Origin of the sequence: Streptomyces coryli (assembly GCF_011044975.1) — a bacterium.
Classification (GTDB): Bacteria; Actinomycetota; Actinomycetes; order Streptomycetales; family Streptomycetaceae; genus Streptomyces; species Streptomyces coryli.
Map to the genome: position 1 here is coordinate 1 of NZ_JAAKZV010000262.1, position 10,445 is coordinate 10,445.

Consider the following 10,445-nt stretch of genomic DNA (forward strand, 5'->3'; position numbering starts at 1 on the left):
GTCCCACCCCCGCCCACCGCCGGCGACCACATCCTCGACTACCTCCGCGCCCAGGTCACTGCCATCGTCGAGCTCGACCCGGCGGTACGCCGCGACCTCCCCGACTCCGTGCACCGCATGCGCGTCGCCACCCGCCGGCTGCGCAGCGCCTTCCGCAGCTACCGCAAGCTCCTCGACCGGGCCGTCACCGACCCGGTCGGCGAGGAGCTGAAGTGGCTCGCCGCCGAGCTCGGCATCGACCGCGACCGCGAGGTGCTCACCGGCCGTATCCAGGCGGGCCTCGACGGGCTGCCCCGGCACCTCGCGGTCGGCCCGGTCCGCGGCCGGCTGCGCACCTGGTCGGCGGCCCGGCGGCAGGGCTCGCGGCGCCGGCTCATCGCCGTACTGGACGGGAAGCGCTATCTCGCGCTCCTCGACACCCTGGACGCGCTGCTCGCAGAGCCGCCGCTCAGGCCCGCCGCCGCGAAGCCGCCGGAGGCGGTCATCCCGGACGTGGTGCGGGGCGACTTCGACCGGCTGGCCGGCTTCGTCGCCGACGCGCTGGCCCGCCCCTCAAGCGCGGAGAAGGACCTGGCCATGCACGAGGCCCGCAAGGCCGCCAAGCGCACCCGCTACTCCGCCGAGGCCGCCCGGGTCCCGGTCGGCAAGCCCGCGAAGCGCTTCGCCGCGCGGATGACCGAGATCCAGGAGTTGCTCGGCGACCACCAGGACAGCGTCGTCGTACGCGAGGCGCTGCGCGACCTGGCGGCACAGTCGGCCGCGGCGGGGGAGAACGCCTTCACGTTCGGCCTGCTCTACGGCCGCGAGGAGGCCCGGTCGGCGGAGTGCGAGCGGGAGCTGCCGGGGTTGTGGGAGCGGGTGTCGGAGCCCGCGCTGAGGCGGGAGCTGGGCTGAGGAACCGTCTCCGACCTGCGGGAATGGGTAGCCGCAGGCGCATCGCGTTAGGCTGGATGGTCACCTTCGTACCCCTGAACCGCAGCTCAAGGACATCTCCCATGCCTGTCGATTCGGTCTTCCCGCGCCTGGAGGCCCTCCTCCCGCATGTCCAGAAGCCGATCCAGTACGTCGGCGGGGAGCTCAACTCCACCGTCAAGGACTGGGACGCCTGCGACGTCCGCTGGGCCCTGATGTACCCGGACGCGTACGAGGTGGGCCTGCCCAACCAGGGCGTCATGATCCTTTACGAGGTCCTCAACGAGCGCGAGGGCGTCCTCGCCGAGCGCACGTACAGCGTGTGGCCGGACCTCGAGGAGAAGATGCGCGAGCACGGCGTCCCGCAGTTCACCGTGGACAGCCACCGCCCGGTCGCCGCCTTCGACGTCCTCGGCGTCTCCTTCGCCACCGAGCTGGGCTACACGAACCTGCTCACGGCCCTGGACCTGTCCGGCATCCCGCTGGAGTCCAAGGACCGCACCGAGGACCACCCGGTGATCCTCGCCGGCGGCCACGCCGCCTTCAATCCGGAGCCGATCGCCGACTTCATCGACGCCGCGGTCATCGGCGACGGCGAGCAGGCCGTCCTGGAGATCACCGACATCATCCGCGCCTGGAAGGCCGAGGGCCGGCCGGGCGGGCGCGACGAGCTGCTGCTGCGGCTGGCCAAGACCGGCACGGTCTACATCCCGAAGTTCTACGACGTGGAGTACCTGGAGGACGGCCGCATCGGCCGCGTCGTCCCCAACCGCTCCGGTGTGCCGTGGCGCGTGGCCAAGCACACCGTCATGGACCTGGACGAGTGGCCGTACCCGAAGCAGCCCCTGGTCCCGCTCGCCGAGACCGTCCACGAGCGCATGTCGGTCGAGATCTTCCGCGGCTGCACCCGCGGCTGCCGCTTCTGCCAGGCGGGCATGATCACCCGCCCGGTGCGCGAGCGCTCCATCACCGGCATCGGCGAGATGGTCGACAAGGGCCTGAAGGCGACCGGCTTCGAGGAGGTCGGCCTCCTGTCGCTGTCGTCGGCGGACCACAGCGAGATCGGCGAGGTCGCCAAGGGCCTCGCGGACCGCTACACCGAGGACAAGATCGGCCTCTCGCTGCCGTCGACGCGAGTCGACGCCTTCAACATCGACCTGGCCAACGAGCTGACGAGGAACGGCCGTCGCTCGGGTCTCACCTTCGCCCCCGAGGGCGCCACCGAGCGCATCCGCAAGGTCATCAACAAGATGGTCTCGGAGGACGACCTGATCCGCACGGTCGCCACCGCGTACGGCAACGGCTGGCGCCAGGTGAAGCTGTACTTCATGTGCGGCCTGCCCACCGAGACCGACGACGACGTCGTCCAGATCGGCGACATGGCGGCGAAGGTCATCCAGAAGGGCCGCGAGGTCGCGGGCTCCAACGACATCCGCTGCACGGTCTCGATCGGCGGCTTCGTGCCCAAGCCGCACACCCCGTTCCAGTGGGCCCCGCAGCTGTCCGCCGAGGCCACCGACGCCCGCCTGGAGAAGCTCCGCGAGCGCATCCGCGGCGACAAGCGCTACGGCCGCAACATCGGCTTCCGCTACCACGACGGCAAGCCCGGCATCGTCGAAGGCCTGCTCTCCCGCGGCGACCGCCGCGTGGGCGCGGTCATCCGCGAGGCATACGAGAACGGCGGCCGCTTCGACGGCTGGCGCGAGTACTTCTCGTACGACGGCTGGATGAAGGCCGCGGAGGCGGCGCTGCCGCAGTTCGGCGTGGACGTCGACTGGTACACGACGCGGGAGCGTTCGTACGAGGAGGTCCTGCCCTGGGACCACCTGGACTCCGGCCTCGACAAGGACTGGCTCTGGGAGGACTGGCAGGACGCCCTCGACGAGACCGAGGTCGACGACTGCCGCTGGACCCCGTGCTTCGACTGCGGCGTCTGCCCGGCCATGGACACCGAGATCCAGGTCGGCCCGACGGGCAAGAAGCTGCTGCCGCTGACCGTGGTGAACAACTGACTCGCTGACGGCCGCCGGGGTGCGTCAGAATGGCGTGATGCCGCAGCTGACGCCCCCCGACACCCGGTTTCACGCCTCGTTCCTCGAGGCGATGAAGGAGTTCGAGGCCGAGGGGCGGGGGGTGCCCGAGGACGGGTCCAACGTCGGGCGGGATCTGCGTGGTTGGGGGCACCGCTGGGAGGATCCGGCGGTCTTCGCCGCGTACGTCGCGGGGCTGCGTGAGGAGGCCGATCACGCGGTGCCGCCGCGGCCCGGCTGGGTGCACTGCACGCAGCTGTGGGTGGTGGACGCGGACTCCGGCACGTACTACGGGCGCATCGCTGTCCGGCATGAACTCAACGAGTTCCTGCGCGACATCGGCGGCCACATCGGCTACGACATCCGGCCGACCGCGCGCCGGCGCGGCTATGCCACGGCGGCGCTGCGCGAGGCGCTGCCGGTCGCGGGCGAGTTGGGGCTGCGTTCCGTTCTGGTCACATGCGACTACGACAATGTGGCCTCCCGTAAAGTCATCGAGACCTGCGGCGGCGTCTACGAGGACGAGCGGAACGGCAAGCTGCGGTACTGGATCGACACGGGGGCTGGACATGGAACCGGTGAGGCTGGAGAAGCCGGCGGCTGAGCCACAGCGCGAACTGCCCGCCGAGGGCTGTCTGACGACCGCGATCCGGATTCCGGTGCGGATCGTGGTGCTGGTCCTGGTCCTGCCGGTGCGCTTCGTGTGGGACGCGCTCGTCGCCGCGGCGCGGGCGTTCCGGCGCGGCGTGCTGAACCCGGTGGGGCGCGGGCTGGGCTGGCTGGGCCGGGTGCTCGTGGTGGCGCCGCTGGCGTGGTTCTACGGGACCGTGCTCACCCCGATCGGCCACGGGATCGCATGGCTCGCCCGCGGGCTGGAGGCCGGGACCGCGGCCGTACTGCGCGGCATCGGGGCCGTGTTGGGCTGGCTGTGGCGGTACGTGATCGTGGCGCCGGTGGCGGGACTGTGGCGATACGTGGTGGTGGCGCCGATCGCCTGGATCTACCGCGCGCTCCTCACCCCGGTCGGCCACGCCGTGATGTGGCTCCTCCGCCCCCTCGGCCACGGCGCCTCGGCCACCGGGCGCGGCCTGCGCGCGGTGTTCTCCTGGCTGCTGCACTGGCTCGTGCTGGCTCCGTCGAGCGCGCTCTACCGCTATCTCCTCACCCCCGTGGGCCACGCCTTCCGCTGGACGGCGCTGGCGGCGGCCGCCGGGGTGGCCTGGCTGTGGCGCTACCTGGTCGTGGTGCCGGTCTCCTGGACGTACGCGAACCTCCTCACCCCGCTCGGCCACGGACTGCTCTGGACCGGGCGGATGCTGGTGGCGGGGCTGGTGTGGCCGTTCGTGGCGCTGTGGCGGTGGGTGCTGCTGCCGGTCGGGCGGCTGATCTCCACGGGTGTGGTGGTCGTGGCCCGCGAGACGTGGAATGCGCTCGGCCACGCCTGGCGGGCGGCCGGCTACATCTCGCGGGCGATCTGGCGCGGCATCGCCTGGGTGATGCGGGCGCTGTTCGCCCCCTTCCGGTGGGTGTGGGGCTCGGTGCTGCGCCCGGCGGGCCGCGCGGTCCGCGAGCATGTGCTGCGCCCGATCGGGGCGGCGTTCCGGGGTGCGGGCCGGGCCGTACGCGCATCGCTCCGCGACGCCGGGCGGGCGACACGCGCGGCGCTGACGGCGGCCCGGGACACGGCCCGCCAGACGAGGGCGGACATCCGCCGGGCGCTGTTCGGGGCACCGAAGGCTGGGCCGGAGCCGGTGGCTCTGGAGAAGAGCCCCAGGCACCGGTGACTTTCAGGCCCGGTCGGCAGCGCGACCTGCACTGAACCGAAGCCGGTCCGTACCCGGCGTAACCTTGAGTCACAACGTACGGAAAACACGACGAAGGACTGACCGACCCTGGGCAAGCGACAGCCCGAAGGCCCGCCGCCTGCACCCGCGGTGCAGCGCATCAGACTGCGCTACACCAAGCGCGGCCGCCTGAGGTTCACCAGCCACCGCGACTTCCAGCGCGCCTTTGAGCGCGCGCTGCGCCGCGCCGAGGTCCCCATGGCCTACTCCGCGGGCTTCACCCCGCACCCCAAGGTCTCGTACGCCAACGCCGCCCCCACGGGGACCGGCAGCGAGGCCGAGTACCTGGAGATCGCGCTCACCGAGCGCCGCGAGGTGGGGCCGCTCGCCGAGCTGCTCAACACCTCGCTGCCCGACGGCCTCGACATCACGGACGCCGTCGAGGCCCGCACCCCCGCGCTCGCCGACCGCCTGGAGGCGTCGGTGTGGGAGCTGCGGCTCGACGGCGTGGAGCCGGAGGCCGCTCACAAGGCGGTCGAGGCGTTCCTCGCGGCGGAGAACGTCGAGGTCGAGCGGCAGACCAAGAAGGGCATGCGCAGCTTCGACGCGCGTGCTGCCGTGGTGTCGCTGGAGGCCGCGGACGAGGCGGTCCGTCCACAGGCCGATAGGCCCGGGGCGGGTCCCTGTGCGATACTGCGCCTGGTAGTGCGGCACCTGACACCTGCCGTACGACCCGACGACGTCCTGTCCGGCCTTCGAGCCGTGGCCGACCTGGCGCCGCCGGTCGCCGCAGCGGTGACCAGGCTGGCGCAGGGGCCGCTGGCTGAGGAGACCGGTTCGGTGACCGACCCGCTCGCGCCCGACCGCGACGCCGCTCCGGCCCCACCCACGGCCACGGAGCAGCCGGTCGCGAAGGCGCCGGACGGCACTGAATAGGGCTTCGTCGTCATCGCGCCGCCGCGGCACGAGGAGCCACCCGTCCTCGGCGAGCGCACGGACCAGCAGACTTTCGCCGGTCCGTCCCCACGGAGGTGGGGCGGGCCCGGCGAGCGAGACAAGAGCTCCCGTGCGGCGCTTACGCCCCGGGCCGCGGCTCCGCGATGAATCGCGGGCTGTCCGGCCGAGTCAGGGGCGGGGTGCCCGGGAGCGTGACGGGAGTACCACCCGCATGCTCGAGCCCATCGAGCCCACGGAGAACGCATCCGGGGCCAGCTTCGAGGTCAGCGACAGTCCTAGCGACAACCTGCCCCCGCGCCGCCGGCGCCGGGCGGTATCGCGCCCGGCGGGCCCGCCTTCGGCTGCGGCCGAGGAGGCCGCGACCATACGGCAGGACGAGGAAGCCCAGGTCAGCGGGGCTACTGACGAGATGACCGCCGAGGAGCCGGCTGCTGCCGGTGACGAGGCCGTTGAGACCACTGGCGGCGAGTCGGCCATCGCCGGCGACGAGGCCGCCGAGACCACTGCCGACGAGTCGGCCGCACACGCGGCTACGGCGGTCGCCGAACCCGCGGCCGAGGCCGCCACGGACCTGGCCGCATCGGCGGCCGGAGGCGCCGCCGGGCACGCCGCGGATGCGGTGGAGGCCGCCGCCGAGATCGCCGCGGAGACCGCCGGGGGCGCGGCCGGGGTTGCTACGGACGCTGCTGGCGGCGCGGCCGGCATTGCCGCGGGTGCGGCTGAGAGTGCCGCCGCTCTTTCCAGCGAGGCCGCCGGGGGCTCGGCTGCCCTTGCGGCGGACGCGGCCGAAGGTGCCGCTGACCTTGCTACGGATGCTGCTGGTGGCGCCGCTGGCGTTGCCGCGGATGCGGCTGACCAGGGTGAGGCCGCTGCTGGGCCGCGGCGCCGCCGTCGGGCCACTCGCAGCGTGGCCGCGCCTCAGGGCGAGGCTGCGGGCGAGATCGTCGTGCCCGCCGCCGAGGCCGGGCCTGCCGCTGTCGCGGATGAGCCAGCGGCCGCCGAGCCGGTCGTCTCCTCCGCCCCGCCGCCCCGCAGGCGCCGCCGCGCCACCCGTGACGTCACCGCCCCGAGCGCCGCGCCGGCCGCCCCGCACGAGACCGCTGTAGTGGCGGAGCCCGCGCCCTTCGACGACGAGTCCGCTGCGGAGAGCCACGAGCCGGAGACGGCTGATCAGCCCGTATCGGCCGCCGAGCCCGCCGCTCAGGTCGAGCCCGCCACCGAGCTGGCCGCTCAGGCCGAGCCCGAGGGCGCTTCCGAGTCCTCCATCCAGGCCGAGTCCGCCGCCGACGCTGCGGCCCCCCGACGGCGTCGCCGCGCCACGCGTCGCGTGAGCGCTCCGGCCGGGGCTCCCGAGCCTGTCGAGCCTGCTCCGGCGGCAGCACAGCCCGTCACCCCCGAGCCCGAGTCCGCCGCATCGGGCGCCGCCGAGCCCGAGGCCGAGGCCGCCGCCCCGCGTCGCCGGCAGCGCGTCGCGCGTCGCGCGAGTGCTCCGGCTGGTGCTCCGGCGCCCGTCGAGGATGCCCCCGCGGCAACACAGCCCGTCAGCCCCGAGCCCGTGGCTGACGTAAACACCAAGGAAGAGTCCGCCACCGCTGAGGAGTCTGCCGCCGAGGCGGCACCCCGTCGCCGGCGGCGCGTTGCGCGGCGGGCGAGTGCTCCCGCCGGGGCGCCGCAGGCCGTTGCCGAGGACGCTGAAGAGGCGCCCGGCCAGGAGGGTGTGGACGCCGCCGGTTCTGAGCCGGTCCGCGTCGACTCCGCGCAGGACGACCCCGCCGAGGGTGCCGCCGACAGCGGTGCCGAGCGGCCGGAGGACGCCCGTAACGAAGCGGAACCGGTGGCGCGCAGGCGTCGTCGTACCACTCGCAGCGCAAGCGCACCCGCCGCCGCGGCAGAGGCTTCCGCCACAGCAGAGGAGCACGTCATCTCGAAGTCCGAGGAAAGCACCGGGGACCGGGCCGAGCAGGCCGGAAACGCCGAGGTCGCGGAGGACGCCGCGCCGAAGCGGACCCGTCGCCGGGCCTCCCGCAAGGCCGCCTCGCCCGAGCCGGAGACGACGGCGGCAGCCGCCGCAGAGCCCGCTGAGGACGCCGCCGGTGAGCCGGAAGCGGAACCTGCCGCCCCCGCACCCGCAGCCGCGTCCATGTCGCTCTTCCAGGCCCCGGTCTTCACCGAGCCCGCCTTCCAGACCCCGCAGCGCGCGGCCGCCGCCCTCGAGGCGGAGGAGAAGCAGGCCGAGGAGCCGGACGAGGACGCGCAGGACGAGGCCGTCGAGGCCGACGACAGCGCCGAGAACGACGCCGAGGGCGGTGACCGCCCCGGTCGCCGCCGGCGCCGCGGCGGCCGCCGCCGCAAGCGCGGCGAGTCCGCCGAGCAGGACGACGACGGCAACTCCGAGCAGCGCCCCGCCGACGCCGACGAGGCGGAGGAGAAGGACGCCGCCGACGACAACGACAACGACAACGACAGCGCCGACGACGAGGGCGAGTCGAAGTCCGGCGGGAGCGGTAGCTCCAGCCGCCGTCGTCGCCGTCGTCGCCGCCGGGACGCCGCCGACGGCGGGGGCTCCTCCGACTCGGCCCCGGCCGACGACCCGGAGCGTACGGTCGTCAAGGTCCGCGAGCCGCGCCCCAAGAGCGAGCCGTCCGACGAGGTGCAGTCCATCAAGGGCTCCACCCGCCTGGAGGCGAAGAAGCAGCGCCGCCGGGAAGGCCGCGAGCAGGGCCGCCGCCGGGTGCCGATCATCACCGAGGCCGAGTTCCTGGCCCGCCGCGAGGCCGTCGAGCGGGTCATGGTGGTCCGCGAGAACGGCGACCGCACCCAGATCGGCGTGCTGGAGGACGACGTCCTCGTCGAGCACTTCGTGAACAAGGAGCAGGCGACCTCGTACGTCGGGAACGTCTATCTCGGCAAGGTCCAGAACGTGCTCCCGTCGATGGAGGCCGCCTTCGTCGACATCGGCAAGGGGCGGAATGCCGTCCTGTACGCCGGTGAGGTCAACTTCGAATCGCTGGGGCTGTCCAATGGCCCGCGGCGGATCGAGAACGCGCTCAAGTCCGGCCAGTCCGTTCTCGTCCAGGTCACCAAGGACCCGATCGGGCACAAGGGTGCCCGGCTGACCAGCCAGGTTTCGCTGCCGGGCCGCTACCTCGTGTACGTGCCCGAGGGCTCGATGACCGGCATCAGCCGCAAGCTCCCGGACACCGAGCGGTCGCGCCTGAAGCAGATCCTCAAGAAGATCGTCCCCGAGGACGCGGGCGTCATCGTCCGTACCGCCGCGGAGGGCGCCAGCGAGGACGAGCTCACCCGCGATGTCGAGCGGCTGCAGGCGCAGTGGGAAGAGATCAAGAAGAAGGCCAAGAGCGGCAACGCGCCGACGCTGCTCTACGGCGAGCCGGACATGACCGTCCGGGTCGTCCGCGACATCTTCAACGAGGACTTCAAGAAGGTCATCGTCAGCGGCGACAAGGCCTGGGAGACCATCCACGGTTACGTCTCGCACGTGGCGCCCGACCTGGCGCCGCGGCTGGAGAAGTGGACGTCGGACACGGACGTCTTCGCCGCGAACCGGATCGACGAGCAGCTGATGAAGGCGCTGGACCGGAAGGTCTGGCTGCCGTCCGGCGGCTCGCTGGTGATCGACCGGACCGAGGCGATGGTCGTGGTCGACGTGAACACCGGCAAGTTCACCGGCCAGGGCGGCAACCTCGAGGAGACCGTCACCAGGAACAACCTGGAGGCGGCCGAGGAGATCGTGCGCCAGCTGCGGCTGCGCGACCTCGGCGGCATCATCGTGATCGACTTCATCGACATGGTGCTGGAGTCGAACCGGGACCTGGTGCTGCGGCGGCTGCTGGAGTGCCTGGGCCGGGACCGTACGAAGCACCAGGTGGCGGAGGTCACCTCGCTGGGTCTGGTGCAGATGACCCGCAAGCGGGTCGGCCAGGGGCTGCTCGAGTCCTTCTCGGAGCCGTGCGTGCACTGCAACGGCCGCGGCGTGATCGTCCACATGGACCAGCCGTCGGTGAACGGTGGCGGCGGCAAGAAGAAGGGCAAGGGCAAGTCCAAGGAGTCCCGCGAGGCGAAGGACGCTGCCGGCAGGGAGTCCGTGGAGCAGGAGGCCGAGGCCAAGGAGAAGGCCAAGGCGCGGGCTCAGCAGGTGCACGAGGCGGCGGTCGCCGCGGAGACGACGATCGCGCCGGACGAGGAGCTGTACGGCAGCGCCGCCGAGGCCGAGGCCGCGGCGGGCGCGAAGCCGGCGCGGCGGCGGCGCGGGTCGCGTAAGGCGACCGCTCCGGCGGGGGCGCCGAAGGTCGCCGAGACGGAGCCGGTGGTCGTCGCGGAGCCGGAGCCGGTGGCTCCGGAGCCGGTCGCCGAGCCGGCGGAGACGAAGGCGGAGGCGGAGTCCGCTCCCGCGGAGTCCGCTGCCGTGGAGGCGCCCGCCGAGGAGCCGAAGCCGCGGACGCGGCGCCGGGCGACGCGTAAGGCGTCGTCGCCTGCGGGGCCGCCGAAGGTGACGGAGGAGCCCGCTGTCGCGGAGGCGCCCGCGGAGTCCGCTCCCGCGGAGGCTCCGGCCGAGGCCGAGGAGAAGCCGAAGAAGCGGGTCCGTAAGACCGCGGCGAAGAAGCCGGCTGCCAAGAAGACCGCGGCGAAGAAGACCACCGCCAAGAAGGCGTCGTCGAAGAAGACCGCGGCGGCGGAGCAGGACACGACTGCGCAGGTCAGCGCGTCTACGGACGACTGACGGCTGTACCCACCCACCCGC

At 73.1% G+C, this 10,445-nt stretch carries 6 protein-coding genes; all 6 read left to right on the forward strand.

Annotated elements, in window-relative coordinates:
- The coding region (locus G5C51_RS35275) for a CHAD domain-containing protein (RefSeq protein WP_165243794.1) at positions 1-894 on the forward strand (894 nt) is incomplete at its 5' end.
- Between the two features lie 101 nt (positions 895-995).
- Entirely contained in the window at positions 996-2,924 is a 1,929-nt protein-coding gene (locus G5C51_RS35280) for a TIGR03960 family B12-binding radical SAM protein (RefSeq protein WP_165243796.1), read from the forward strand.
- A 37-nt stretch (positions 2,925-2,961) separates the two neighbouring features.
- The gene (locus G5C51_RS35285) at positions 2,962-3,546 is read left to right on the forward strand and encodes a GNAT family N-acetyltransferase (protein WP_240930138.1); all 585 of its coding nucleotides are present in this window, start codon (positions 2,962-2,964) and stop codon (positions 3,544-3,546) included.
- Complete coding sequence (locus tag G5C51_RS35290) at positions 3,512-4,726, forward strand: hypothetical protein (RefSeq protein ID WP_165243798.1); 1,215 nt, start codon at positions 3,512-3,514, stop codon at positions 4,724-4,726. Before G5C51_RS35285 ends, G5C51_RS35290 begins: the two co-directional genes overlap by 35 nt.
- A gap of 150 nt (positions 4,727-4,876) precedes the next feature.
- Positions 4,877-5,662, forward strand: coding sequence for a TIGR03936 family radical SAM-associated protein (locus G5C51_RS35295; RefSeq protein WP_165243799.1), 786 nt, complete (start codon positions 4,877-4,879; stop codon positions 5,660-5,662).
- 232 nt (positions 5,663-5,894) lie between these two features.
- Complete coding sequence (locus G5C51_RS35300) at positions 5,895-10,424, forward strand: Rne/Rng family ribonuclease (RefSeq protein WP_240930139.1); 4,530 nt, start codon at positions 5,895-5,897, stop codon at positions 10,422-10,424.
- Positions 10,425-10,445: the final 21 nt, after the last annotated feature.

Excerpts from the sequence above, each read along its gene's own strand:
- G5C51_RS35285 (WP_240930138.1), top strand. The coding sequence starts at position 2,962 with ATGCCGCAGCTGACGCCCCCCGACACCCGGTTTCACGCCTCGTTCCTC.
- G5C51_RS35280 (WP_165243796.1), top strand. The coding sequence starts at position 996 with ATGCCTGTCGATTCGGTCTTCCCGCGCCTGGAGGCCCTCCTCCCGCAT.
- G5C51_RS35290 (WP_165243798.1), top strand. The coding sequence starts at position 3,512 with ATGGAACCGGTGAGGCTGGAGAAGCCGGCGGCTGAGCCACAGCGCGAA.
- G5C51_RS35300 (WP_240930139.1), top strand. The coding sequence starts at position 5,895 with ATGCTCGAGCCCATCGAGCCCACGGAGAACGCATCCGGGGCCAGCTTC.